Origin of the sequence: Sphingomonas sp. YR710 (assembly GCF_900101455.1) — a bacterium.
Lineage (GTDB): Bacteria > Pseudomonadota > Alphaproteobacteria > Sphingomonadales > Sphingomonadaceae > Rhizorhabdus.
Genome location: NZ_FMZJ01000012.1, coordinates 18,724 through 42,523, shown reverse-complemented (window position 1 = coordinate 42,523; position 23,800 = coordinate 18,724). Strand labels below are relative to the sequence as shown.

The window sequence follows — 23,800 nt, the reverse complement described above, 5'->3', positions numbered from 1 at the left end:
CCTCCAGCTACGTCGATGTCCTCCCCCTCCGTCAGCCTCCGGCTGACACCTCCCCCTGGCGGGTGAGGATCTTTCCTGCGTCGCTCTGCGCGGTCCCGAGCCGCAAGGCCGCCGTGGCGCCCGCCATGATCGACAGAGCGATCTCGGCCGGATTAACCGCACCGATTGCGAGGCCGGCGGGGCCCTGGATGCGGGCCAGTTCGCTCTCCGAAAAGCCGAGCGCGGTCAGTCGCTCGATGCGGCGGGCGTGAGTGCGCCGTGACCCCAAGGCGGCGATGTAGAAAGCCGGGCTCCGCAGCGCCAGCACCAGCGCCGGATCGTCGATCTTGGGATCGTGGCTGAGGGTGACCACGGCAGTCGCCGAATCCGGGCGCCATTCGGCGATCGCCTCGTCGGGCCAGCGCGTGTCGACCGTGATATCCGCGAAACGGCTGGCCGCGGCGAAGCCGTCGCGCGGATCGACGAGCAATGGCTGATAGCCAACAAGCGCCGCCAGCGGCGCGAGGCTTTGCGCGATGTGCACCGCGCCGACGATCATCATCCGCAGCCGCGGCGGATAGATGTTGGTGAACGTCTGGTCCGACGAAAGCTGTTCGGCGCTATAGCCGGTCGCGAGATCGGTGGTCACACCGATCGATTGTCCGGCGGCGCGCGCGGCGGCGATCGTATCGAACATCGCCGGCGGGAAATGCTCGTCATCGATCGTCTGGACGAAGACCGAAATCTCCCCGCCGCACGCCAGGCCGACCTGCCACGCCATATCATCGGCGATACCATAATCGCGCCGCACCGATCCTCCGCCCTGCCGCAGCAGATCCTGTGCGGAAACGATCACGTCGCCTTCGACGCAGCCACCGCTGACCGATCCTTCAAACAGGCCGTCATCGCGGATGATCGCGTGCGATCCCTTGCGACGCGGCGCCGATCCCCACGTCTCGATCACCGTCGCCAGCGCGACCTTGTGACCGGCATCCAGCCACGCCCGCGCGGTTGTCAGCACATGATCGAGTTCGTCGCCCATAATCTCTCCAATTGCCGTTTTTGGTATTGGGGTGCCGCATCGGGATTCGCAATCCGTACGACAGCAAAAAGGGGCGGCCCTTGCGGACCGCCCCTCCTGATCTTCACGATGGCTTTCGCCTCAGAAGGCGCCGTACGCCTCGTTACCGACGAAGCCCATCTTTTCGACCTGGGCCCGCTTGGTTACGGCCAGAACCCGGTCGACCACGACATATCGCGCCTGGGGATCAGGCTGCAGATGCAGCTCAGGGATCGGGTTCATCGTCTGGGTGATATCCAGATACTGGCGCAGTCGAAGTTCATCGATCTCGGTGCCATTCCAGTAGATCTTGTCCGCTGTGTCGATCGTCACCTTGTTTTTCACAGGATCGATATCCGGCTTTTTCTGATTGGGATTATCCTGCGGAAGATCGAGCTTCACGGCGTGGGTCTGGATCGGGATGGTAATGATGAACATGATCAGCAGCACCAACATCACGTCGATCAACGGCGTGGTGTTGATGTCCATCATTGGCTCACCTTCGGCGCTACTCGCTGCCATTGCCATGATGTTTACTCCTCGAAAGCGGGATCAGAGACGCTCGTGAACGGTGCCCGGAGGCGGCTCGGAAATGAAGCCGACGCGGGTGAAGCCAGCGCGCTGCATAGTGAACATCGCGCCGCCGATGCAACGGAACGGCGTATTGATATCACCGCGGATATGGACCTCCGGCAGTTCGAGGCCAGGAGCATTCGGGCCACCCTGCCGGTCGATTTCATGCTTGAGCTTCACGACCGCGCGATCGATCAGCGTTTGGGCATCGACCTTGGTCTGTCCCCAATACACCTCGCACTCGCCCTTCGCATTGCCGCGGATAGACAGGGCGACATTTTCGGGCTTCGTGGTCGTTGGCTCGAACACCACGTTCGGCAACTTGACCGGAACCGTCTGGATCACGACCGGAACGGTGATGAGAAAGATGATGAGCAGAACCAACATGACGTCCACCAGTGGCGTCGTGTTGATGTCCGACATCGGGGCGTCGTTTTCGGCGGGGCCCGCACTCATGGCCATCGGCACAGATCCTATTCTACTACTATCGACTATCGAACCGGCCGGAGCCGGCAATCGACATTGTCATTCGGCAATAGCCGCGACGGAGACGGATGCCCGCTCGGGCACCCGCCCCGATCATCGATTACTTCTTGACGGCAGCCGGCGCCGGCGCACGGGCAGGAGCAACCGGCTTCACCGCACCAGCCGAAACCATGTAGCCATGGAGATCGGTCGCGAAGGCGGCGAGCTGTTCGGAAACCACCTTGTTACGGCGGAGCAGCCAGTTGTAGCCGAGCACGGCCGGAACGGCCACGGCCAGACCGAGCGCGGTCATGATCAGAGCTTCACCGACCGGGCCGGCGACGGCATCGATCGAGGCCTGACCGGCCGCACCGATCTTGATGAGCGCGCGGTAGATACCGATAACCGTACCGAACAGACCGACGAACGGCGAGGTCGAACCGACGGTGGCAAGCACCGCGAGGCCGTTGCCGAGCTTCGAGTTGATCGCACCCTGGCTGCGCGCGAGCGAACCCAGCAGCCATTCGTGCTGGTCAACCGGATCGGTAAGCTTGGTGTGCTGATCCTGCGCGATCAGGCCGTCATCGACGATCTGGCGATAGGCGCTGTTCTTTTCGAGCTTCGCCTGACCATCGCGCAGGCTGGGCGACGACCAGAAGGTGGCACGGGCTGCCTTGCCCTGATTCAACACCTTTTGCTGCTCGAGCAGCTTGGTGAACATGATGTACCATGAAGCGGCCGACATGATCACCAGAATGCCAAAAACCGTCTGAGCGATCAGACCACCCTGCTCGAGAGCGGCCATAAGGCCATAAGGATTGCTGCCTTCGGCTGCGGGAGGTGCCATAAACTGAATTTCCTTCTCTGAATTCTTCGTTTGAATGTTGGTTGCGTTCCGCTGCCCTCAGGCCGGCAGCACGGCATCAAATCAATCCTTCGGGATCTTCCAGGTGAACCGTCCATTATAGACGGACGTGGTGGCATTTCCCGCAGCGTCCTTACCGATGTTGAACCGGGCACGACGCGACAACAGTCGACAAGAGGTGTCGTCGAGCAAGGGGTGACCACTGCTCTGCGTAACCTGGCAGCCAGTTACCTTGCCGTCAGTACCGACATCCAGCCGGTAGCCGACAGTGCCCTCTTCGTTGTTGCGAAGTGAACTCGACGGATAATCATCCGTCGACATCAGAGACTGAAAATTGCCCTTTGGCGTGGCCCGGACAGCCTGGCTGACCGGAGGAGCCGGCGGAGCAACCGGAGCCGCTTCGTGGATCACGGGTGCCGTGGGAACCGAAATGACCTGTGGTGCCGTCACCGTCTGCACCTGCACGATCGGCGGCGGAGTCACCATGGGTGGCGGCGGCTGCACCGTTTTCGGCGGCGGAGGTGGAGGCGCGGCCTTGGGCGGGGGCGCTTCCTGGACGTCGAAGGTCTTCAGATCTGACGAGACCTTCTTGATGACATTGAACGCGAGACCGGTGATGAACGCATAGCCTAGCAGGGCGTGAAGCGCCGCAACCAGCCCGATCGAAATCACCTTCCGCGAGCTCATCGATTGATCAGCATAAGCCATTAAGGAACTACACTCCCTCCAATCCACAAGCTGCAAACCAGCCGACCGCGACGAAGCATGCCCGTCACGCACGGCCCAAACCCGCCAATTTATCAATCAAATTATTTGGCGGAGTGTGTCCTTATCGCGACAGTTGAATGGACGCAACAGCAGAAAGGCCTATCCCCCGCAGGATTATCGGGCATGGCGCCCTTCCTGGAGCATCACTATAATCGCACGCTACAGGCTATTTCCGAGGTATTAAGAAATCATGCCGCTTGCCCGAGCTCTTTCCGTTGGAATTGTTGGCACGATACTTGCTTGTACGCCAACCTTCGGCGCAACCCCTAGCCAGCCGACGCCTGCCTCCACTGCAATTCCAGTCCTGCCGCCTCCGTTATTTCCCCGACTTTCCTTTGCGAATCTTGCGGATCATGCCCTTGCTGCGCATATCGTGGCGGTGGTTCAGGTGGCGGAAGCGAGCCGCCTGAAAGGTGAGCTGGCGCCCGGACTTTCAGCGGATTTTGCCCGTTTTTTGATCACGGCCAATGTCGAGTCGCTGCTGACCGTCCGCGCGGAAAAAACGCAGCCGGGCGCGGCCGACGGCCTGCCAGGGATAATCAGCTATATTATCGACCTTCCGCTCGATGCCCGAGGCAAGGCACCCAACCTCAAAAAAAGACGATTTCTTCTGCTCGCCAATCGCGTTCCCGACCGGCCGGCGGAGCTGAGACTCGTTTCACCTGATTCTCAGGTCGATTGGACGCAGGAGGAAGAGCGCCGGATTCGCGACATTCTGGTTGCGGCCAGCGCCAACGACGCACCGCCGAGAATCACCGGCATCGGCAGTGCATTTCATGTGCCGGGTGCGATTCCCGGCGAAAGCGAGACGCAGATCTTCCTGACCACCGACAGCGGTCGGCCGGTCTCGCTCAATGTGCTCCGGCGGCCCGGCGAAGCGCCGCACTGGGCCGTATCGCTGGCCGAGATCGTCGATGATTCGGCCGAGCCTCCGCATCGCGATACGATGCTCTGGTACCGGCTGGCCTGCTTCCTTCCCGCCGATCTGCCGGACAGCGCGATCGCCAGCATGTCCCCGGACGATGCCACAGCCGCGCGTGCCGATTATGCGGTCGTCCTGAAGGGGTTGGGTGATTGCGGGCGGTCCGCGCCGCAATAGCCGGAACCGCGGCTATTCGTCCGTCGCCAGGTGCATGAAATCGCGGCCGAAGCTCAGCAAGCTGGCGCCGCCGTCAACGAACAGGACCTGGCCAGTAATGGCATCGGCGCGGGCGAGAAAGGCCACCGCATCGGCAACCTGGCCCGGCGTTGGCAGCCGCCGCAGCGGCATCATCGCCGCCAGCCGATCGAGCTGGGCCTCAGAATAATCGTCGGTGGGCAGGTTCAATCCCGGCGCGACGCCGTTTACCCGAAGCACGGGCGCCATCGCATGCGCCGTCACCCGCGTAATCCCCTCAAGCGCCAGCTTGGAGGCCGTATAGGCGGCATGATCGATCGTCGGATTGCGAATCGTCTGGTCCAGCAGGTTGATCACGCTGCCGCGCCCTTCGGAGCCGATCAACGCGGCCAGCCTGCGCGTCAGGATCGCCGGCGCAGCGGCGTTGAGACGATAATGGTCGACCATCGCCGCCATGTCGACATCGGCCCAACCGCCGCCCCCGAACATCGAGGCGCTGTTGACGAGGCAGGATGGCGGCCGGCCAAAATGATCGGCGACCTCGTCGAGCAGCCGCAACGCCGCCGCCTCGTCCGCCAGATCGGCCTCGAACGTCGCCCATGGCGTACCGAGCGCGCCGAACACCGCAAGCAGCTCGGGATCGGGATCGGCCTGTGTGTGGCTATGGATCGCCAGCGCAAATCCGGCCCGCGCCAGCGCGGCCGATATGGCGGCGCCGAGCCGGCGCCCGCCGCCGGTTACCAGCGCCAGCGTCATGCGGCGTGGCGGACCAGGGTCATGCCGATCGATTCGCCGTTCTTGCTGATCGCCAGCTTGACGATTCGCACCTCGATCCGGCTGATCCGGCTATCCTGCACGAACAGCGTGTCGCAGATATGCTCGGCCACCGCCTCGATCAGCGTGAAGTGGACGTTGCGCGGTATCGCCTCATCCATCGCCCAGCGGAGATCGAGATAGTTTTTCGACGCGGCAAGCGGCGTGTCAGGCTCGAACCTGTCGGGCGCCGGCAGATCGGCGATCACCGAAATGCTCAACGGCTGCGGGAGCTTGGTTTCTTCCGAATAGATGCCGGTCAGCAATTCTATCCGCACATCGCGCACCTCAAGGCGGACGACACCGGCCTCGGCGACATGAACCGGCAGAACATCCAAACCTGTGGTCGAAGCGACAACGCTTGCCATGGGCATCGCACCTTGTTTCCTGATTGAAGGGCCGCCGCAACGGCTGCGCGCGCCTCTAGCAATACCACCGCTCTTTGACCAGCCACAGCGAAGTGCTCCGACGAATGCCTCAAAATCGGGCAAACCGGGGCAAATCGTTGCAGGGCCGCTGCGAAAGCCGTGCTATCCCCGATTTATCCACAGCTTGTCCCCATCTGCCGGGGAAAAGTCCGATCGCGTCATGCGGACATCGATGGCCGCGCCGAAAGTTCGCCATGCCAGCGCGCAATCGCCGGTCGATCGCGTGGATCGGCCAATTTGATCGCAATGCCGAAGTCGATCGCGACGATGGCGGCGATATCGGCGAAGGAAAAGCCATCGCCCGCGACATAAGGATGACCTTGCAGATGCCGCTCAAGAATGTCGGCGAAGGCGGTCCACATCAGCCGCCCGCGATCGGCCAGCGCCGATATTTGCGCGATCGGCGGCCATTCGCCGGGCAATGCGCGATCGACGAAAGCCTTGTTACCGTTGCGAAATGCGCTGACGGCCGCCGCGTAGCAATCGCCCTCGATCCGCCGCAGCCACGCCTCGACGAGCCCCGCCTCGCGCGCATCGCGCCCGAACAAGGGCGGATCGGGATGCTGCCATTCGAAATAGCGGCAGATGGCGACCGAATCGTCGATCACCGCCCCATCGTCGAGCAGCAAGGCCGGGATCTGGCCGCGCGGATTGATCTTCAGATAATCGGACTGAAGATGCTCGCCGCTTCGCAGATCGACGACGGTACGATCGATGTCGAGGCCCTTTTCCCGAAGATAAACGCGCACCCTTCGCGGGCTCGGCGCCCAGGCCGCATCAAAAAGCTTCATGATCGGACCTCGATTTGTCTTGGAATCCTGAGATGAAGCGGTAAACGCGCCGGCCAGCCCCGTCCAGCACGCCCAAGACAGAGACCAGCCCGCATTGATCCGTATCGCTCCCATCGCCGACGTTCCGCCTGAAACGGTCGATTTGCTGCTCGATCAGGCCTTCGGAACCGATCGACGCGGACGGACGGCCTATCGGCTGCGCGACGGCATGGCCGCGGTGCCGGACCTGAGCCTCGTGGCGCTGCAGGACGGCCAACTGATCGGATCGATCCAATGCTGGCCGATCGAACTGCGCCACGATGAAGGCGCGGCCGCGTTGATTCTCGTCGGCCCGGTCGCGGTGCGCCCGGATCGTCAGCGCGACGGGATCGGCAAAATGCTGATGGCAGCGGCACTGGCCGCCGCCGATGCGCGTGGCTGCGAGCCGATGGTGCTGATCGGCGATCCTGAATATTATGACCGTTTCTTCGGCTTTTCGGCCGGGCCGACCGCCGAATGGGCCGTGCCGGGCCCCGTCGAACGCCATCGCCTGCTTGCACGGCTGCGCCCCGGACAGGATGTTCCGGCAAAAGGCACGCTGGGGCCGAGGCTGGGCGCCGATGCCCATCGCGCCGCACTTGAACGCCAGGCCCAATGATGGCTAATCGGTCGCCATGCCTGAAACCTTGCCACCGCCCGACATCGCGAACCTGTCGCTGACCGAAATTGCGGCGCTGGCAGCGGCGAAGCGGCTGCCACCCGTCGAAAGCTGGAACCCCGCGCATTGCGGCAACAGCGAGATGCGGATCGCCGCGGATGGAACATGGTTCCACCAGGGATCGCCGATCGGCCGCGCGGCGATGGTGCGGCTGTTCGCAACGATTTTGCGACGCGAGCCCGATGGCGGCTATGTGCTCGTGACTCCGGTCGAGAAATTGTCGATCGCGGTGGACGATGCACCGTTCGTGGCGGTCGAACTCCGATCCGAAGGCGAAGGGCCGGCGCGGCAGATGGCGTTCCGGCTGAACATCGACGAATTGGTGGTGGCCGGTCCCGACCATCCCTTGCGGATCGTCGTCACCGAAAACGGCCCCCATCCCTATCTGCGCGTGCGCGGGGGGCTCGATGCCCTCATTGCCCGGCCGGTTTATTATGAACTGATCAATCTCGCGCTCGATGAGGGCGCGGACCCGCCCGGCCTTTGGAGCGGCGGCCAGTTCTTCGCACTTGACGGCCGATGATGCTCGCCGACCGCATCCGGCATCTGCTCGCCACGAACTCGGGCCGCGACGAGAATATGTTGAGCGACGAGGATATCGAACAGATCAATCCGGGCGAAATCGCGCCGGCCGCCGTCCTCGTCCCCATCATCGACGCGCCCGAGCCGCGGATGCTGCTCACCGTCCGCCATGCCGGAATGCGCAAACATCCGGGGCAGGTCGCCTTTCCGGGCGGGCGGGCGGATCCCGAGGATGACGGCCCGATCGCGACCGCCCTGCGCGAGGCGGAAGAAGAAGTCGGGCTGCCTCGGGCCTGCGTCGATGTGATCGGACCGGGCGGCCGATATCGCACCGGCAGCGGATATGACATTACGCCGATCATCTCGGTCATTCCCGAAGGCCTGATACTCGTGCCGCACGAGATCGAGGTCGCCGATATATTCGAAGTTCCGATCGCCCATCTCTTCAATCCCGCCAATCATGTCCGCCGGCCGCGGGAATGGGGCTCCGGCCTGCGACATTATTACGAAATCACCTGGGGCGATTATCGCATCTGGGGTGTCACCGCCGGTTTGATCGTCAATCTGAGCAAGCGGCTCGAATCCTTATGACCCGCCTGCCGGATACGGCGTGGCGCAATCGGCTCGGCCTGCCCGAACTGCTGGCGGCATTGGGTAGCGACGACGATATGGTTCGGCTCGTCGGCGGGGTCGTCCGCGACACCTTGCTCGGCCATAGAGCGGAGGATGTGGATTGCGGAACGCGCTTCGAACCGCAGGAGAGCAGCCGCCGGATCAAGGCAGCCGGCTACAAGGTGATTCCCACCGGCATCGCCCATGGCACCGTCACGGCGATCCTGCCGTCCGGCCCGATCGAGGTGACGACCCTGCGCCACGATATCGCCACCAACGGGCGGCACGCCGTGGTCGCCTTCACCGACGACTGGCAGGCCGATGCGGCCCGCCGCGATTTCACGATCAACGCGCTGTCGGCGGAACCGCGCGACGGCACGATCCATGATTATTTCGGCGGGCTCGAAGATCTTGCCAACGGGATTGTGCGCTTCATCGGCAAGCCGATCGAGCGGATCGCCGAGGATCATCTGCGAATTCTGCGATTTTTCCGCTTTCACGCCCGGTTCGGCAAGGGTGTGCCGGACAGCGCCGCGCTTGACGCCTGCATGGCCCGCGCCAACGACCTGATGGCCCTGTCGCGTGAGCGGATCGCGGACGAACTGCTCAAGCTGCTGCGCGTCGCCGATCCGGCGCCCACGGTAGCGCTGATGCTCGAAAGCGGCATTTTCACGCCGATCCTGCCCGAGATCGCGCGCGACGGCGTCGAACGGCTCACCCGGCTCGTCGATCGCGAGCGCGTCGCCGATGCAGCGGTTGACCCGCTGCGCCGATTCGGTGCGCTATTGCCGCAGCGCCCTGCGATGGCCGCTGGCATCGCGCAGCGGCTGAAACTGTCGCGCGTAGCAACCCGTCGGCTCGAGCAGGGCGCAGCAGGCGAGCATGATGCGCCGCGCGCGCTCGCTTATCGTTTTGGCACCGACATCGCGACCGACATCATCCTGCGCGGCGATATGCCGGACGGCGAACTGGCCGCAGCAATGGCGTCGCTGAAGGGATGGGAGCGTCCGCGCCTGCCTGTCGGCGGGGGCGACCTGATCGCCCGCGGACTCAAGCCCGGCCCGGTCGTGGCGGCAACATTGCAGGCGATCGAACGACGCTGGATCGCCGAAGACTTTCCCGGCGGTGACCGCCTCGATCCGATCGTCGATCAGGAACTCGCGCTGGCGTTGCGCGAGCTCATGTAGGCATAAGCTTCATCGAGCGGCAGCGGCCGCGCGAAATAATAGCCCTGCGCAATGTCGCAGCCGAGCGCGACCAGCGATTCGGCCAGTTCGGCGGTTTCGACGCCCTCGGCCGTCGTCGTCATCCCGAGCGCGGAAGCCAAGCTGAGGACGGCCCGCACGATCGCCGTCGAATCGCGATCCTTCAGCATCGGCATGATGAAGCTGCGATCGATTTTGAGCGCATCGATCGGCAGGCGTTGCAGATAAGCGAGGCTCGAATAACCGGTGCCGAAATCATCCATCGCGATCCGGACGTCGAGATCGTGAATATCCTTGAGCACCGCGGTGATGCCTTCGGGATCGCTGACGATGCAGCTCTCGGTGAGTTCGAGTTTCAGGCGCGCGCCGGCGATCCCGCTTTCCATCAGCGCCGACTGCACCGCGGACACCACATCGTCACGCTGGAATTGCACCGCCGAGACGTTGACGGTCATATAGATCGGCAGCGTCTTGCCGTTGCGGCGGTCCCATTCGGCCAGCGCGCGCAGCGCAGCCCGCAGCGCCCAGCGGCCGAGCGGAATGATCAGGCCCGATTCCTCGGCAACGGGAATGAATTCGACCGGCGAAATCGTCCCGCGTTCGGGATGCTCCCAGCGGGCGAGCGCCTCGAAACCGGCGACCCGGCCGCTGTCGAGCGCGATCAGCGGCTGGAAGGCAAGGGTGAGCTGATCGCGTTCGATCGCACGCCGCAATTCGGTTTCCAGGCTGAAGCGCTGGCGGGCGGCGGCACTGTCGCTGGACCGGTAGATTTCGGCATGGCCCGAATATTTGGCCCGCTTCATCGCGAACTGGGCGTTGCGGATGATGTCCTCGGCCGACTCGACCCCCGGTGCCATCAGGGCACAGCCGACCGCGCAATCGATCTTGATCTCGAGGTCACCCAGCCGCACCGGCGTCGCAAAGCAGCCCTGGATGCGCCGCGCGGCGTGCAAGGCATCAGATTCATTGTCGCCTACGGCAAGCAGGACCGCGAACTCATCCCCCGCCAACCGGGCCAGGAAATCGCCCGAACGCAACGTGGAGACCAGCCGGCGGGCAACCGTGATGATCAGTTCGTCGCCGGCCAGCGAGCCGACCCCTTCGTTCACGCGGCTGAAGCGGGTGAGATCGGCCACCAGCACGGCAAATTTGCGTGGGGTGGACATGTCTTGACCGATGTACTGATCGACCTGTTCGGCAAAGGCGACCCGGTTGGGGAGTCCTGTCAGGCTGTCGTGCAGCATCTCGGCGCGTAGCGAACGTTCGCTTTCGACCTGCTGAGTGCGATCGACCAGGGACAATATGCATCGGCGAAACGGCGCGCCGTCACTCCGCAACCGCACCATATGGACTGAAAAATGCCGCCCGCCGATGCCATCGCCTTCCTGCATGGACAAGGTGCGATCCGCCTCGTCGGAGCCGAGAAAATCCCGGAGCGCAGCCAGCAACGGCAACGCGATACCGCGACTCAGGTCTTCGCCTTCGGACTCCTGGCAAAAATTGCGGCGGCGGTCCGACAGATGAATGAACGCGCTGTTGCGCGCCAATATTCGGGGGCGACCATCGACATCGGCGACCAGTGCGATCGCCACCGGCAAGGCATCGATCAGTTCTTGCCAGGCCGCCTCCCGCGGCATGTCCAGCAGCGATTGAAGGGCGGCCGGCAGATAGTGCGACGCCTCTGACGATGCCGAATCATTGGCACGAAGATCGGTATAAAAAGGATGCTGGACGGCCCGCATAGTCATGATGCGATAGCAGCAGTAGGTTAATGCTCTATTTCCAAAAGATTAGCGGGCACCGTTCACGAAAGATTCCTGAAACGGTTATCTCGGGGGAAACCCACCGGCGGCAAGCGGCCCGCGGCACCACGCGCCGCCCGCCATGGCGAAAGATCGCTCTCGGTCCGGGTCCGCCCGCTATCCCCGCCCATTGTCCAGCTCAACCCGGCATCGAACCGGAAGGTGAGCGCGTCCGACAAGCCGCCATCCTTGTAGCGCTGGAGCTGCACACCCTGCCCGCGCGCCATCCGCGGCAATTCGTTCAACGGGAAGATCACGAGCTTGCGGTTATCGCCGATCGTCGCGACATAATCATCGCCTTCCGATACCGGATGAACGATCTTCAGCCGTCCGCCCTCGCGCAGGTTGACGACCTGCCGCCCCTTACGCGTCTCGGCGGTGATTTCGCCCATATCCACAACGAACCCGCGGCCGTCGGCCGATGCCAGCAGCAGTTCGGCGCCGGGCTTCGCGATCAGCAAGGCGGCAATGCGCGCATCCGAATCGATGTCCGCGAACAACCGCACCGGCTCGCCAAAACCGCGCCCGCCGGGAAGCTTGTCCGCCGCCAGCGTATAGAAACGGCCCTGATCGGTCGCGAGCAGCACCCGATCGGTGGTCTGGCCGTGCAGCGCATAGGATGGCCCGTCGCCTTCCTTGAACTTGAGCGCTGCGATCTGAGCGGCATCGGCATGCCCCTTCATCGCGCGAATCCAGCCACGTTGCGAAAGAATCACGGTAATCGGCTCGCGCTCGATCATCGCCTCCAGCGGGATCTCGCGCGCGGGGCCGGCCTCGGCCAAGGTCGTCCGTCGCGCACCGAGCGGCGTCTCCGGGCCATAGCGTTCGCGCAGCGCCGCCAGATCCTTCTTCATCCGGGTCCGCTGCCGCGCCGGGCTTTCGATCAGCGCCTCCAGCCCCTTGCCTTCGGCATCGAGCGTCGCGCGCTCCTTGCGAATCTCCATCTCCTCGAGCTTGCGCAGGCGGCGCAGGCGCATATCGAGAATCGCTTCCGCCTGGCGATCGGTGAGACTGAATTCGGCGATCAGCACGGGTTTCGGCTCGTCCTCCGTGCGGATGATCTCGATCACCCGATCGAGGTTCAGATAGGTGATCAGATAGCCGTCGAGCAGTTCGATACGATCGGCGATCTTGGCCAGCCGATGCTTCGACCGCCGGATCAGCACCTCGAACTGGTGCTTGAGCCAGGCGACCAGCACCTCCTTGAGGCTCATCACGCCCGGCGTGCGCGTATCATCGAGCACGTTGAGGTTGAGCGGGATCCGCACCTCGAGATCGGTCAGCCGGAACAGGCTTTCCATCAGCATGTCGGCATCGACGGTGCGGCTGCGCGGTTCGAGCACGATGCGGATCTCGGCATCGGATTCGTCGCGAATATCGGCGAGAATCGGCAATTTCTTGTCGTTGATAAGGGCGGCGATTTCCTCGATCAGCTTCGATTTCGGTACCTGATAGGGGATTTCGGTGATGACCGCGTTCCACACACCGCGGCCCTGATCCTCGACGCTCCAGCGCGCGCGAATGCGAAATCCGCCACGGCCGGTCGCATAGGCCTCGGCGATCGACGCCGGGCTGTCGACCAATATCCCGCCGGTCGGGAAATCCGGCCCGCGCACATATTGCATCAAGGTCGGAATATCGGTCTCGGGCTGATCGATCAGCAGCATCGCGGCGTCGATCAGTTCGGCGACATTGTGCGGCGGGATCGATGTCGCCATGCCGACGGCGATGCCGCTCGCACCATTGGCGAGCAGATTGGGGAACAGACCGGGGAAGATTTCCGGCTCTTCCTCTTCGCCATTATAGGTCGGGCGGTAATCGACCGTGCCTTCGTCGAGGCCGGCCATCAGATCGCCAGCCGCTATGGTGAGCCGCGCCTCGGTATAGCGCATCGCCGCGGCGTTATCGCCGTCGACATTGCCGAAATTACCCTGCCCATCGACCAACGGATAACGCAGCGAGAAGGTCTGGGCGAGGCGGACCATCGCATCATAAACCGACTGGTCGCCATGCGGATGATATTTGCCGATTACATCGCCGACGACGCGCGCGCATTTCTTGTAGCCGCTGGCCGGATCGAGCTTGAGCAGCCGCATAGCCCACAGCAGGCGGCGGTGAACCGGCTTCAGCCCATCGCGGACATCGGGCAGCGAGCGGGCGGTGATCGTCGACAGCGCATAGACGAGATACCGGTCGGAAAGCGCGCTGTCGAAAGGGGTGTCCTGGATATTGTCGGACGGCTCGGCGGTATCGGTCATGGGATCGCTCTAGCGGCTAATGGTCCCGGCGGGAATCCTTATCCGCAAGGCTTGGGTCACGGCCATAGGCACTTCGAACGAGATCAGCGCAACAACGTGATTGTCAATTCGGCCGCATCAGCAACCTGCTGCCAGGGCCGATCGGCCGTCAGCACTTCGGCCTGACGCAGCTTCGCCAGCGCAAGGCAGGAACGATCGCCGAGAGATAGTCCCGCCTTGCGTGTAATGCTGGCGAGCCTGCCAGCCGTTACGGCCTGGGCATGATCAAAGGAAGCGATCTCTATGCCGGTATCGGCAAAGAAGGCATCGATCGCGTCAGTCGGCAGACCGTTGACGGCTGCATAGGTATAGACTTCCGCGACATTGACCGTGCTTGCGATCGCTTCACCGAGCAGGTCGAATACGGAATCACCGCCAGCCTCGCCAAGAATTGCGGCGAGAATCGCCGAGGCATCAATGACGATCGTGCTCAACGCTTCCGTGCCTTTTCCACTTCATCCGCACGTTCTGCCGCACGCCAGCCGAGGAAATCGGCGACACTCGCTTTCTCCGCAAAGCCAGTCTCACGGGCCAATGCGCGGATATGATCCCTGACGTCTTTCATCGTCCTGATCCGTATCGCGCCGTCAATGACTTCGATGCGAACCGGACCGCCTCGTTCGAGGCCAACCGCCCGGCGCAATTCGGCCGGCAGACTCAACCGTCCGGTTTCGCTGACATATCCACCCAGGCTCGATCCGGATATGGTTGCGTCGATCGGTTCCCGCTTCCGTGAAGCTGCCACACCACCTCCTCAACGCCAAAACCCTAAGCTAGGGCGTAAAATCAATATAGGACAAAATTATTTCGTCATCCACAAATATATATTACGACAACAATGCATTATGGTTCAACCTGGTGAGTGCCGCCACACGCCGCTTCCGCCAGCAACCACTCACGAAACGCCCGCACCTTGGCCGCATTATGCTTGTGCTCCGGATAGACCAGCCAGAAGCTGCCCTGCCGCCCGACATGGTCGAACATCTGCACGAGGCGCCCCGTGAGCAGTTCGAACTGCCAGAATGATGGCGACAGCATCGCGACGCCATGGCCGGCGATTGCCGCCTGCCCTTCGATGATCTGTGAGTCGACGTGCAGGGTGCGACGCTCGCGATCGTCGTCCTGCGCGACGCCCACCTGTTCGAACCACGCACGCCACCAGCGATCGTCCGAATTGAGCATCAGCAGATCCAGCAATTTTTCGGGCCGATCGAACGGGCCGTGACGATCCCGATAATCGGGGCTGCACATCGGCGTGAATTCGGCGGGAAACAACTCGAATGAGCGCAATCCCGGCCAGCTGCCATGGCCGATCCGGATACCGACATCGATCGGATCACGGGAAAAGTCGACGAGATCGTTCGACGCCGTGAGGCGCACCGCAATATCGGGCCGGCCCATCTGGAAGCGCGCAAGCCGCGGCCCAAGCCAGTTGGTGGCAACGCCGGGCGCAGCCGTGATCGCCAGCACCCCGCCTTCGTCCTCGCGCACCTTGGCGAACGCATCGTCGAGCAGATCGAACGCCGCCGATACCTGCGGCGCCAGCCGATGCCCGGCGGCGCTCAGCGCCACCCGCCGCCCGGTGCGGACAAACAGCGGCGTACCGAGCCGCTCCTCGATCAATTTGATCTGATAGCTGACCGCGGCCTGTGTCATCGCCAGCTCTTCGGCCGCGCGGGTAAAATTCATATGCCGGGCCGCCGCTTCGAACACCCGGACCGACGTCAAAGGTGGCAGATGGCGCGCCATATCATAAGGCCTCTTTATCAGCTTTGATCGACGGACAATTGGCCGTCAACTTGGCCAGAGCGTATTTCAGTCTCGTCAGGCCGTGCAAGCGGCTTCTTCACGAGGGATCGGAACGATGATCGAAATAAATACGCAATATGTCGCGGATCGCTTGCCGGCCAGGCTCGCCCGGCTGGCTGGCCATATCAGGAATGGCATACGCTGGTGGGCCGAGCATCAGGCATGGCCGGCGCACGATGCGATCCGGATCGATGACGACACCGCCGCCCGCCGCCCGCGTAGTGCCTATTTCCGGTGAGAGCTTTCCGCCGCAGCCCGCTCAGATCGTCATCTGCGATCCGAGTTCGACGACGCGATTGGGCGGGATGCGGAAGAAATCGGTTGGATCGGATGCATTGCGGTACAGGAAGATGAACAGCAGATCCTGCCAGAACGGCATGCCGCTGTGCTTCGATGGCCGCAACGTGCTGCGCCCGATGAAGAAGCTCGTCTGAATCGGCGCCATGCGCTTGCCGGTGGGTTCCTTGACCTCGAGGTCATGCGGCACGTCCGGGCTTTCCATGAATCCGTAGGTCAGCACGGCGCGGCTGAAATTATCGTCGAGCCGCGTGACCGTCAGCCGATCGGCGGGATCGACGATCGGGGTCCGCGCCGTCCGCACCGTCAGCGCGATATTCTTTTCGTGAAGCACCTTGTTGTGCTTGAGGTTGTGCAGCAGCGCGCTCGGCGCCGCATTCGGATCGGATGTCAGGAAAACCGCGGTTCCGGACACGCGCTCGGGCGGGCGCGCCGCCAATATCGGCGCAAGTTCGTCGAGAGAAATGGCCTGCGATTGATCGAGCGTGGTCAGCAGGGCACGACCGCGGATCCAGGTAAAGATCAGCACCGCGATACCGCTGGCGACGACGATCGGCACCCAGCCGCCGCTGGCGATACGCAGCGTGTTGGCACCGAAGAAGAACAGGTCGAGCGCAAGGAACGGCGCAATGAAGGCGATCGCAACCGGCGTCTTCCACCCCCAGTTCCGCCGAACGATCACGAAGGCGAGGCAGGTCGTCACCACCATCGTTCCGGTAACCGCAATGCCATAGGCCGACGCCATCGCCGATGACGAGCGGAAGCCGAACACCAAAATCATCACGCCAATGAACAACAGGATATTGATCGATGGCAGGAAGATCTGGCCGGCCGCGCTGTGCGACGTCTGGCTGATCTTCAGGCGCGGCAACAAGCCGAGCTGGATCGCTTGCTGGGTCAACGAAAAAGCCCCCGTGATCACCGCCTGGCTGGCGATGATCGTCGCCAGGGTCGCCAAGATGACCAGCGGCACGCGGGCCGAGCCCGGCGCCATCAGGAAGAACCAGTCCTGGTTGCCGAACGGTGTGCCGGCAGCAGCCGCCACCTCAAGCTGGTGCAGAGCGAACGCCCCCTGGCCGAGATAGTTGAGCGCCAGTGCCGGAAAAACGACAAAGAACCAGCCAAGCCGGATCGGCTGGGCCCCGAAATGGCCCATATCGGCGGTCAACGCCTCCGCGCCGGTGACCGTCAGGAACACTGCGCCAAGCACGAACAGACCCTGCGTGCCATGACCGAGCATGAACAGGACCGCGTGATGCGGTGACAATGCGCCAAGGATAGTCGGTTCATCAGCAATGTGCATCAACCCTAGCCCGCCGATCACAATGAACCAGATCAGGCAGACCGGGCCGAACAGTTTCGCCACGGTCGCCGTGCCATGCATCTGCATGCCGAACAGGCCGATCATGATCGCGCTCGTAATCAGCAATATCTCGCTGTTGCTGATACTGTTGGCGAGCGACGGGATGGTCTGCAGCCCCTCGACCGCCGACAAAACCGACAGCGCCGGTGTGATGATGCCATCGCCATAGAATAACGCCGCGCCGACGGACCCCAGGATAACGATCAACGCGCCATGTTTGCGGGTCGATCGCTGCGCGAGCGCCATCAGCGCCAGCACGCCGCCTTCACCTTCATTGTCCGCACGCATCAGGAACAGCACATATTTGCAGGTGACGATCAGGATGAGCGCCCACAACGCCATCGACAATATGCCGAAGATTTCGCTGGCGACGATGCCATCCGAGGCCGCTTGCCCCAGCGCTTCGCGGAATGCATAAAGCGGGCTGGTGCCGATATCGCCGAACACGACGCCAAGGGCGCCCAACGACAAAGCCGATAGACTTTCCTTGCCGTGCTCGCCCAATTTTATGCCCCCAACCGGAATGTCGACATTTTCCACGGGATCGGCCCCACAAACGAATCCGTCGCGGCGCTTAAGCCCGTGCCTGGAGTATTGCACGCGAATTCGCGCCGCAACGCGGCATCGTTTGCGCGAGGGGGGCAATCGCTGTAAGGGCGGGTTCGAACTGCCTCGGTGGCGCGTCCGAATCGACGTTGTCTCCGGGGCTTCTCTGTTTTCCTGCGCCTTTCGGAGGCAAAAATCGATGACCCGCCGCCGCCAGATCTACGAGGGCAAGGCCAAGATCCTGTATGAAGGTCCCGAACCGGGCACGCTCATCCAATATTTCAAGGATGATGCCACCGCGTTCAATGCCCAGAAGAAGGGCACCATCAACGGGAAGGGCGTGCTCAACAACCGGATTTCCGAGCATATCTTCACGCTGCTGGCGATGATCGGCGTGCCGACGCATTTCATCCGCCGGCTGAACATGCGCGAACAATTGATCCGCCAGGTCGAGATCATCCCGATCGAGGTGGTCGTGCGCAACGTCGCCGCCGGTTCGATCGTCAAGCGCCTCGGCATCGAGGAAGGCACGCAGCTGCCGCGCACGATTATCGAATATTATTACAAGGACGATGCGCTGGGCGATCCGATGGTCGCCGACGAGCATATCGCCTGCTTTGGCTGGGCCAGCCAGGAGGAAATGCACGACATCGCCGACATGGCGATCCGCGTGAACGACTTCATGTGCGGGCTGTTCGCCGGGATCGGCATCCGCCTGGTCGATTTCAAACTTGAATTCGGTCGCTTCTACGACAATGATTTCGCGCGCGTGATCCTGGCCGACGAGATCAGCCCCGATGGCTGCCGGCTGTGGGATATCGCCACCGGCGAGAAGCTCGACAAGGATCGCTTCCGCCAGGATCTCGGCGGCGAAGTCGAGGCCTATCAGGAAATCGCACGGCGACTCGGGCTGCTGCCCGAAGGCGACACCACGATCCTCGACCTCGAAAAGCATCGCAAGAATCGGAACAAATAAGGGCCGGCCGGGCGACGCGTCGATGCGACGCTCGCCCGGCCGCAATTTCGCCGCATTTGAACGCAGCGACCTTTACAACTTTATCGATAGACATAATCTGTCCTTCGTCGGGATGCCCGACAGAACGGAAGGACAGGCCCATGGCGACGTCCCGTTTCGAACGCCCCTCAGCGGCGCCGATCGTGCTTTTGCTCCCCGATGTCGATGCCGACCGAATCGGTTATTGGCAGGATCAATGGGCAGCCTCGCGCCTCGACTGCATGTGCATCGACATGGGCGCCGCGCGCCGGCCCGACCGCAACAGCTGGGTGACGAGGCTCGATCAGGCGATCCGCGGCCTCGATGCACCAATTCTGCTCGTCGGTCATGGCACCGGCGCGCTCACCATCGCCTGGTGGAGCGAACTGTTGGGACAGGAAATCGAAGCCAATGTCGTCGGCGCGCTGCTCATCGCACCGCCCGATCCGGCGGCGGCCGAAGGCGATGAGAGGATGCATGCCTTCGCGCCGCTGCCGCGCACCATCCTGCCCTTCCCGTCACTGGTCGTCGCCAGCGAGAATGACCGAGCGATTTCGATCGATCGCGCATTCAGTGTCGCGCGCGAATGGGGCGCCGGCTTCGCGCGCTTCGGCGCCTGTGGCCATTTTGGAACCGGGGACGGCCTCGGCGCCTGGCCTCAGGGCGAGCAATTGCTCGATAGCTTCATCGATCTGATCGAAACCGGGCCCATCCGCGCCACCCGATCCGATACGACCTTCTTCTCCGGCTGGTTGCCCCAATCCGACCAGTCGTTGCGCCAGCTTCGCCGCTGAACCGACGAACCTGCGCCGCCGGCGCGCTCCGCCGCCTTCTCCGGATGGCGGGGCGCGTTTTGCCGTGACCCGTGAAGTTTAACTGTGGTCGCGCAAAAATAATCGCTATGGCGAAGCGCGCGCGCTCCGATTATGGGGCTGCAGCGAAAACAGTCAGTCGACTGGCACTTGCGGAAATATTTGCTTCCCGGAACCGAAACAGGCGGGCCGGGCGGTGATGGCTTTGGAAGGTTACAGATAATGAGCAACCGTACGGAAGCGATCAAAGTCGCCCCGAACGACGCGTTCCATATCGAGACGGTGTTGTGGGTCCGTCACTGGAACGAGCATATGTTCAGCTTCGCGATCACACGCCCGGCATCGTTGCGCTTCCGCTCGGGCGAATTCGTGATGATCGGCCTTCAGGGCGAAACCAAGCCGCTGCTGCGCGCTTATTCGATCGCGAGCCCGTCTTATGCCGACGAGATCGAATTCCTGTCGATCAAGGTTCCCGACGGCCCGTTGACGTCGCGGCTGCAGCAGATCGTACCGGGCGACGAAATCTACATGGCCCGCAAGACCACCGGCACGCTCGTCACCGACGCGCTCAAGCCGGGCCGCCGCCTGTTCCTGCTTTCGACCGGTACCGGCCTCGCGCCGTTCATGTCGGTGATCCGCGATCCCGACGTTTATGTTCAATTCGATCAGGTGATCCTGTTTCACAGCGTCCGCCGGGTCAGTGATCTGGCTTATCGCGAGTTGCTGGAAAGCAAGCTCGCGGGCGATCCGCTTGTCGAGGACGAGGCGCGCGAGAAATTTCATTATATCCCGACTGTCACCCGCGAACCGTTCCCCCGGCAGGATCGAATCACTACCTTGCTCGAAAAGGCCGACCTGTTCGACGGCGTCGAGGGCGATCATGTGCTTGATCCGGTTCATGACCGTGCCATGTTGTGCGGCAGCATGGAGATGATCAAGGATTGCGCGGCGATCCTCGAACGGCTCGGCTTCGAGGAAGGCTCGAACGCAAAGCCAGCCGATTTCGTGATCGAAAAGGCGTTCGTGGGATAAGGACTAAAGCCCCTCCCCTTCAGGGGAGGGGTTGGGGTGGGGCCTCTCCTCCCAATCAATGCTGGTCTCGGTGAGATGCGGGTGCCCCACCCCCAAACCCCTCCCCTTCAGAGGAGTGGCTTTTAGTGCAGAAAGCCGTTCGACAACTCACTTCATCTTCAGCGTCAGCCCGGCAGCGACGAGGAACACCTCCTCCGCCGCCGCCGCGATCGCTTGGTTCAACCGCCCGGCCTCGTCGCGAAAGCGGCGGGCGAGCGCGTTTTCGGGCACGATGCCACATCCCACTTCGTTACTGACAAGCATGATCGTCGATGGCGATGCGGCCAGCGCCGTCACAAGGCTGGCCGACGCGCCTACGATATCCCGTTCGGCGAACATCAGGTTGCTGAGCCAGAGCGTCAGGCAGTCGACAAGCAGCACCCTGCCCGCAGCCCCTTCGGCCGCCACCGCAGCAGCCAGATCGATCGGACATTCGACCGTCCGCCAGCGCGGGCCTCGATCGGCGCGATGGCGCCCGATCCGATCGGCCATTTCCTCGTCCAGCGCCTCGCCCGTCGCAATATAGACCAGCTCGCCGCCGAGCCTCTCCGCCTGCTCCTGCGCGATTCGGCTCTTTCCCGATCGCGCGCCGCCCAGGAACAGGATCACCTCTCCACCCGACATGCTTGCTACCATCACCAACCCGTTCTAAAGGCGCCACGCGACAGGTTCCCAGAGATGGGATCAAAAGGGAACCCGGTAGTGGCTTGACGCCGCGATCCGGGGCTGCCCCCGCAACTGTAACCGGCGAGCGCCTGCCCCTTCACGCCACTGGATTCCGATCCGGGAAGGCGGGACGAGTGCTGTGACCCGGGAGCCAGGAGACCTGCCTGTCGCAGTCGATCCATCGCGCGGACGGGGTGTGCCGGGTGATCGAGGTTCTTCCTCGCGTGACGACGTCCATTGGGGTGGTGCGCGCGAAGGGATGAGCAACCTCGCGAGAATGCTGCCGTGCCTTGGCGCGTGCGACCCCTTGTTGTTGATCAAGGGGGACTTATGCCTTCTCATACTGCCAGACTGATTGCCGTTTCCGCCATTTTCCTGTCGAGCGCTGCCTTCGCGGACGACAGCGCCGACACCATCGTCGTCACCGCGACGCGCAGCGAGCAGCCGCTGTCGCGGATCGGCCAGACGATCAGCGTCATCGATCAGGAGACCATCACCACCCGCCAGGCCGATACGGTCGCCGATCTGCTGCGCACCGTGCCCGGCGTGACGATCGCCCGCAACGGCGGCATCGGCGGCACGACATCGGTGTTCATCCGCGGCGCCGAAAGCGAGCAGACGGTCGCATTGATCGACGGCATCAAGCTCAACGATCCGTCGGCACCCGGCGGCGGCTTCAACTTCGGCGACCTGATGATCGGCAATATCGCGCGGATCGAGGTGCTGCGCGGATCGCAATCGGTGCTGTGGGGCAGCCAGGCGATCGGCGGCGTGATCAACATGATCACGATCCCACCCAGCGACACGCTCAAGATCAACCTTCGCGGCGAATATGGCTATCGCAACACCGGCCAGATCGTCGGCAACGTATCGGGCAAGAGCGGTCCGCTGTCGGCCAGCGTCGGCGCCGGCTATTTCCGCACCGACGGCATCTCGTCGTTCGACGAGCAGCTCGGCGGGGCCGAGAAGGATGGCTATCGCAACTATGGCGCCAATGCCAATTTCAACCTGAAGCTGAGCGACGATATCTCGGTCGATCTGCGCGGCTGGTATTCGCACGGCCGCAACGGCTTCGACGGCTTTCCCGCCCCGAGCTTCGCCTTCGCCGATACGCCGGAATATGGCACGACGCGCGAGCTGGTCGGCTATGCCGGCCTGAACGCCGCCCTGCTCGACGGCCATTTCCACAACCGCCTCGGCTTCGCCTACACTGATACGCGCCGCCGCAACTATAATCCGACCTTCGGCTCCGCGCCCAATTTCCTCGCCAACGGCCGCAACGAACGGATCGAATATCAGGGCAATTACGACATCGGCGACGGCTGGCAGGCAACGTTCGGCGCCGAAAACGAGCGTTCGCACTTTTCGACGGCCAGCGGCGGCCCCGCCACGACCGCGCATGCCACGATCTCCAGCGTGTATGGCCAGATCGTCGCCACGCCGATTGCGGGCCTGACTGCAACCGGCGGCGTCCGCTACGATCACCACAACACGTTCGGCGGGGCAACCACCTTCGGCGCCAGCGGCGTATGGACGCCAAATGGCGGCAAGACCGAGTTGCGCGCGAGCTATAGCGAGGGCTTCAAGGCACCGACCCTGTATCAATTGCTGAGCGAATATGGGAACACGTTGCTCCACCCGGAGACGGCGAAGGGCTGGGATGCCGGGATCACACAGCGGCTCCTCGGCGGCGCGATCGAAGCCAGTGCGACCTGGTTCCACCGCAATTCGCGCAACCTGATCAACTTCGTCTCCTGCCCGTTCCCGACACCCACTGTCGGGATTTGCGCCGGGCGGCCGTTCGGCACGTATGACAATGTCGCCAAGGCCCGGGCGCAGGGCGTCGAACTGACCGTAGCGCTCCACCCGGTCGAGCCGCTCAAGGTGCAGGCGAACTATAGCTGGACCGATTCCGAAAATCGCACGCCAGGCAGTTCGACCTTCGGCAAGAATCTCGCCCGCCGTCCGCGGCAGAGCGTGAACACGTCGATCGACTATCGTTGGCCGTTCGGTCTTTCGACCGGCGCGACGCTGACCCATGTCGGATCGAGCTTCGACAACGCCGCCAACACCCGCAAGCTCGAGGGCTATGTGCTCGCCGATCTGCGGGCCAGCTATCCCGTGACGAAGAATATCGAACTCTATGGTCGCATCGAGAATCTGTTCGATGAGCATTATGAGACGATCTTCCGCTACGGGACGCCCGGCCGGGCTGCCTATGCCGGCGTACGGCTGAGCTACTGAGGCG

The 23,800-nt window shown here is 63.0% G+C and carries 25 protein-coding genes and 1 riboswitch; of the genes, 10 read left to right on the top strand and 15 right to left on the bottom strand.

Annotated features, from left to right (window positions below):
* Positions 1-31 precede the first annotated feature (31 nt).
* From BLS13_RS14485 to BLS13_RS14465, 5 genes are all read right to left on the bottom strand, one after another.
* Complete coding sequence (locus tag BLS13_RS14485; protein WP_093453188.1) at positions 32-1,021, bottom strand: XdhC family protein; 990 nt, start codon at positions 1,019-1,021, stop codon at positions 32-34.
* Between the two features lie 120 nt (positions 1,022-1,141).
* On the bottom strand, positions 1,142-1,567 hold the full coding sequence (locus tag BLS13_RS14480) for an ExbD/TolR family protein (RefSeq protein ID WP_093453186.1): 426 nt from the start codon (positions 1,565-1,567) through the stop codon (positions 1,142-1,144).
* A 24-nt stretch (positions 1,568-1,591) separates the two neighbouring features.
* A complete protein-coding gene (locus BLS13_RS14475; protein ID WP_093453184.1) occupies positions 1,592-2,074 on the bottom strand; it encodes an ExbD/TolR family protein in 483 nt (160 codons plus the stop codon).
* A gap of 124 nt (positions 2,075-2,198) precedes the next feature.
* Positions 2,199-2,924 (bottom strand): MotA/TolQ/ExbB proton channel family protein, encoded by a 726-nt coding sequence (locus tag BLS13_RS14470; RefSeq protein ID WP_093453182.1) that lies wholly within the window; start codon positions 2,922-2,924, stop codon positions 2,199-2,201.
* Between the two features lie 81 nt (positions 2,925-3,005).
* The gene (locus tag BLS13_RS14465; RefSeq protein ID WP_256325896.1) at positions 3,006-3,629 is read right to left on the bottom strand and encodes an energy transducer TonB; all 624 of its coding nucleotides are present in this window, start codon (positions 3,627-3,629) and stop codon (positions 3,006-3,008) included.
* 454 nt (positions 3,630-4,083) lie between these two features.
* Between BLS13_RS14465 and BLS13_RS14460 the strand changes: the two genes are divergently transcribed.
* Positions 4,084-4,809, top strand: coding sequence for a hypothetical protein (locus BLS13_RS14460; protein ID WP_256325895.1), 726 nt, complete (start codon positions 4,084-4,086; stop codon positions 4,807-4,809).
* 12 nt (positions 4,810-4,821) lie between these two features.
* Here BLS13_RS14460 and BLS13_RS14455 read toward each other — a convergent pair whose 3' ends face one another.
* The 3 genes from BLS13_RS14455 to BLS13_RS14445 all read right to left on the bottom strand — a co-directional run bounded on the left by BLS13_RS14455 (position 4,822) and on the right by BLS13_RS14445 (position 6,859).
* A complete protein-coding gene (locus tag BLS13_RS14455; protein WP_093453179.1) occupies positions 4,822-5,583 on the bottom strand; it encodes an SDR family oxidoreductase in 762 nt (253 codons plus the stop codon).
* Positions 5,580-6,008, bottom strand: a complete 429-nt coding sequence (locus BLS13_RS14450) for a dihydroneopterin aldolase (protein WP_093453178.1) — start codon at positions 6,006-6,008, stop codon at positions 5,580-5,582. Before BLS13_RS14450 ends, BLS13_RS14455 begins: the two co-directional genes overlap by 4 nt.
* A gap of 218 nt (positions 6,009-6,226) precedes the next feature.
* Entirely contained in the window at positions 6,227-6,859 is a 633-nt protein-coding gene (locus BLS13_RS14445; protein ID WP_093453176.1) for a glutathione S-transferase family protein, read from the bottom strand.
* A gap of 94 nt (positions 6,860-6,953) precedes the next feature.
* Between BLS13_RS14445 and BLS13_RS14440 the strand changes: the two genes are divergently transcribed.
* The 4 genes from BLS13_RS14440 to BLS13_RS14425 are packed head-to-tail and all read left to right on the top strand — an operon-like array spanning position 6,954 to position 9,877.
* Positions 6,954-7,496 (top strand): GNAT family N-acetyltransferase, encoded by a 543-nt coding sequence (locus tag BLS13_RS14440; RefSeq protein WP_093453174.1) that lies wholly within the window; start codon positions 6,954-6,956, stop codon positions 7,494-7,496.
* 16 nt (positions 7,497-7,512) lie between these two features.
* A complete protein-coding gene (locus tag BLS13_RS14435) occupies positions 7,513-8,079 on the top strand; it encodes a DUF1285 domain-containing protein (RefSeq protein WP_093453172.1) in 567 nt (188 codons plus the stop codon).
* Positions 8,076-8,669, top strand: a complete 594-nt coding sequence (locus BLS13_RS14430; protein ID WP_093453170.1) for a CoA pyrophosphatase — start codon at positions 8,076-8,078, stop codon at positions 8,667-8,669. The genes BLS13_RS14435 and BLS13_RS14430 overlap by 4 nt, the downstream gene beginning before the upstream one ends.
* Positions 8,666-9,877 carry a CCA tRNA nucleotidyltransferase gene (locus BLS13_RS14425; RefSeq protein WP_093453168.1) on the top strand — a complete coding sequence of 404 codons (1,212 nt, stop codon included), beginning with the start codon at positions 8,666-8,668 and terminating at the stop codon, positions 9,875-9,877. Before BLS13_RS14430 ends, BLS13_RS14425 begins: the two co-directional genes overlap by 4 nt.
* Here BLS13_RS14425 and BLS13_RS14420 read toward each other — a convergent pair.
* The 5 genes from BLS13_RS14420 to gcvA form a co-directional block, all read right to left on the bottom strand.
* Positions 9,841-11,643: a putative bifunctional diguanylate cyclase/phosphodiesterase gene (locus BLS13_RS14420; protein WP_256325894.1), complete on the bottom strand. Its 1,803-nt coding sequence runs from the start codon at positions 11,641-11,643 to the stop codon at positions 9,841-9,843. The genes BLS13_RS14425 and BLS13_RS14420 overlap by 37 nt on opposite strands.
* Before the next feature lie 56 nt (positions 11,644-11,699).
* Positions 11,700-13,955: a DNA topoisomerase IV subunit A gene (gene parC, locus BLS13_RS14415; protein WP_093453164.1), complete on the bottom strand. Its 2,256-nt coding sequence runs from the start codon at positions 13,953-13,955 to the stop codon at positions 11,700-11,702.
* Between the two features lie 83 nt (positions 13,956-14,038).
* The gene (locus BLS13_RS14410) at positions 14,039-14,428 is read right to left on the bottom strand and encodes a type II toxin-antitoxin system VapC family toxin (protein ID WP_093453162.1); all 390 of its coding nucleotides are present in this window, start codon (positions 14,426-14,428) and stop codon (positions 14,039-14,041) included.
* Entirely contained in the window at positions 14,425-14,739 is a 315-nt protein-coding gene (locus BLS13_RS14405) for an AbrB/MazE/SpoVT family DNA-binding domain-containing protein (RefSeq protein ID WP_093453160.1), read from the bottom strand. Before BLS13_RS14405 ends, BLS13_RS14410 begins: the two co-directional genes overlap by 4 nt.
* Before the next feature lie 98 nt (positions 14,740-14,837).
* Complete coding sequence (gene gcvA, locus BLS13_RS14400; protein WP_093453159.1) at positions 14,838-15,743, bottom strand: transcriptional regulator GcvA; 906 nt, start codon at positions 15,741-15,743, stop codon at positions 14,838-14,840.
* 115 nt (positions 15,744-15,858) lie between these two features.
* Between gcvA and BLS13_RS14395 the strand changes: the two genes are divergently transcribed.
* Complete coding sequence (locus tag BLS13_RS14395) at positions 15,859-16,041, top strand: hypothetical protein (protein ID WP_093453157.1); 183 nt, start codon at positions 15,859-15,861, stop codon at positions 16,039-16,041.
* A gap of 21 nt (positions 16,042-16,062) precedes the next feature.
* On the opposite strand, the gene BLS13_RS14390 is transcribed toward BLS13_RS14395, so the two are convergent.
* Positions 16,063-18,003: a potassium transporter Kup gene (locus BLS13_RS14390; protein WP_093453155.1), complete on the bottom strand. Its 1,941-nt coding sequence runs from the start codon at positions 18,001-18,003 to the stop codon at positions 16,063-16,065.
* 205 nt (positions 18,004-18,208) lie between these two features.
* On the opposite strand from BLS13_RS14390, the gene purC reads away from it, so the two are divergent.
* From purC to BLS13_RS14375, 3 genes are all read left to right on the top strand, one after another.
* On the top strand, positions 18,209-18,985 hold the full coding sequence (purC, locus tag BLS13_RS14385) for a phosphoribosylaminoimidazolesuccinocarboxamide synthase (RefSeq protein ID WP_093453153.1): 777 nt from the start codon (positions 18,209-18,211) through the stop codon (positions 18,983-18,985).
* Positions 18,986-19,125: 140 nt separating this feature from the next.
* Positions 19,126-19,797 carry an RBBP9/YdeN family alpha/beta hydrolase gene (locus BLS13_RS14380; RefSeq protein ID WP_093453151.1) on the top strand — a complete coding sequence of 224 codons (672 nt, stop codon included), beginning with the start codon at positions 19,126-19,128 and terminating at the stop codon, positions 19,795-19,797.
* A 240-nt stretch (positions 19,798-20,037) separates the two neighbouring features.
* A complete protein-coding gene (locus tag BLS13_RS14375) occupies positions 20,038-20,847 on the top strand; it encodes a ferredoxin--NADP reductase (RefSeq protein ID WP_093453149.1) in 810 nt (269 codons plus the stop codon).
* A gap of 147 nt (positions 20,848-20,994) precedes the next feature.
* On the opposite strand, the gene cobU is transcribed toward BLS13_RS14375, so the two are convergent.
* Positions 20,995-21,522: a bifunctional adenosylcobinamide kinase/adenosylcobinamide-phosphate guanylyltransferase gene (gene cobU, locus BLS13_RS14370; RefSeq protein WP_256325893.1), complete on the bottom strand. Its 528-nt coding sequence runs from the start codon at positions 21,520-21,522 to the stop codon at positions 20,995-20,997.
* Between the two features lie 13 nt (positions 21,523-21,535).
* A riboswitch (cobalamin riboswitch) is annotated at positions 21,536-21,735 on the top strand.
* Positions 21,736-21,882: 147 nt separating this feature from the next.
* Here cobU and BLS13_RS14365 point away from each other — a divergent pair.
* Positions 21,883-23,796, top strand: coding sequence for a TonB-dependent receptor plug domain-containing protein (locus BLS13_RS14365; RefSeq protein ID WP_093453145.1), 1,914 nt, complete (start codon positions 21,883-21,885; stop codon positions 23,794-23,796).
* Positions 23,797-23,800: the final 4 nt, after the last annotated feature.

What these genes read in the sequence shown, in the direction of transcription:
- BLS13_RS14485 (WP_093453188.1), bottom strand. Translation starts at nt 1,021, where the DNA reads ATGGGCGACGAACTCGATCATGTGCTGACAACCGCGCGGGCGTGGCTG.
- BLS13_RS14480 (WP_093453186.1), bottom strand. Translation starts at nt 1,567, where the DNA reads ATGGCAATGGCAGCGAGTAGCGCCGAAGGTGAGCCAATGATGGACATC.
- BLS13_RS14475 (WP_093453184.1), bottom strand. Translation starts at nt 2,074, where the DNA reads ATGGCCATGAGTGCGGGCCCCGCCGAAAACGACGCCCCGATGTCGGAC.
- BLS13_RS14470 (WP_093453182.1), bottom strand. Translation starts at nt 2,924, where the DNA reads ATGGCACCTCCCGCAGCCGAAGGCAGCAATCCTTATGGCCTTATGGCC.
- BLS13_RS14465 (WP_256325896.1), bottom strand. Translation starts at nt 3,629, where the DNA reads ATGAGCTCGCGGAAGGTGATTTCGATCGGGCTGGTTGCGGCGCTTCAC.
- BLS13_RS14455 (WP_093453179.1), bottom strand. Translation starts at nt 5,583, where the DNA reads ATGACGCTGGCGCTGGTAACCGGCGGCGGGCGCCGGCTCGGCGCCGCC.
- BLS13_RS14450 (WP_093453178.1), bottom strand. Translation starts at nt 6,008, where the DNA reads ATGGCAAGCGTTGTCGCTTCGACCACAGGTTTGGATGTTCTGCCGGTT.
- BLS13_RS14445 (WP_093453176.1), bottom strand. Translation starts at nt 6,859, where the DNA reads ATGAAGCTTTTTGATGCGGCCTGGGCGCCGAGCCCGCGAAGGGTGCGC.
- BLS13_RS14435 (WP_093453172.1), top strand. Translation starts at nt 7,513, where the DNA reads ATGCCTGAAACCTTGCCACCGCCCGACATCGCGAACCTGTCGCTGACC.
- BLS13_RS14430 (WP_093453170.1), top strand. Translation starts at nt 8,076, where the DNA reads ATGATGCTCGCCGACCGCATCCGGCATCTGCTCGCCACGAACTCGGGC.
- BLS13_RS14425 (WP_093453168.1), top strand. Translation starts at nt 8,666, where the DNA reads ATGACCCGCCTGCCGGATACGGCGTGGCGCAATCGGCTCGGCCTGCCC.
- BLS13_RS14420 (WP_256325894.1), bottom strand. Translation starts at nt 11,643, where the DNA reads ATGACTATGCGGGCCGTCCAGCATCCTTTTTATACCGATCTTCGTGCC.
- parC (WP_093453164.1), bottom strand. Translation starts at nt 13,955, where the DNA reads ATGACCGATACCGCCGAGCCGTCCGACAATATCCAGGACACCCCTTTC.
- gcvA (WP_093453159.1), bottom strand. Translation starts at nt 15,743, where the DNA reads ATGGCGCGCCATCTGCCACCTTTGACGTCGGTCCGGGTGTTCGAAGCG.
- BLS13_RS14395 (WP_093453157.1), top strand. Translation starts at nt 15,859, where the DNA reads ATGATCGAAATAAATACGCAATATGTCGCGGATCGCTTGCCGGCCAGG.
- purC (WP_093453153.1), top strand. Translation starts at nt 18,209, where the DNA reads ATGACCCGCCGCCGCCAGATCTACGAGGGCAAGGCCAAGATCCTGTAT.
- BLS13_RS14380 (WP_093453151.1), top strand. Translation starts at nt 19,126, where the DNA reads ATGGCGACGTCCCGTTTCGAACGCCCCTCAGCGGCGCCGATCGTGCTT.
- BLS13_RS14375 (WP_093453149.1), top strand. Translation starts at nt 20,038, where the DNA reads ATGAGCAACCGTACGGAAGCGATCAAAGTCGCCCCGAACGACGCGTTC.
- cobU (WP_256325893.1), bottom strand. Translation starts at nt 21,522, where the DNA reads ATGGTAGCAAGCATGTCGGGTGGAGAGGTGATCCTGTTCCTGGGCGGC.
- BLS13_RS14365 (WP_093453145.1), top strand. Translation starts at nt 21,883, where the DNA reads ATGCCTTCTCATACTGCCAGACTGATTGCCGTTTCCGCCATTTTCCTG.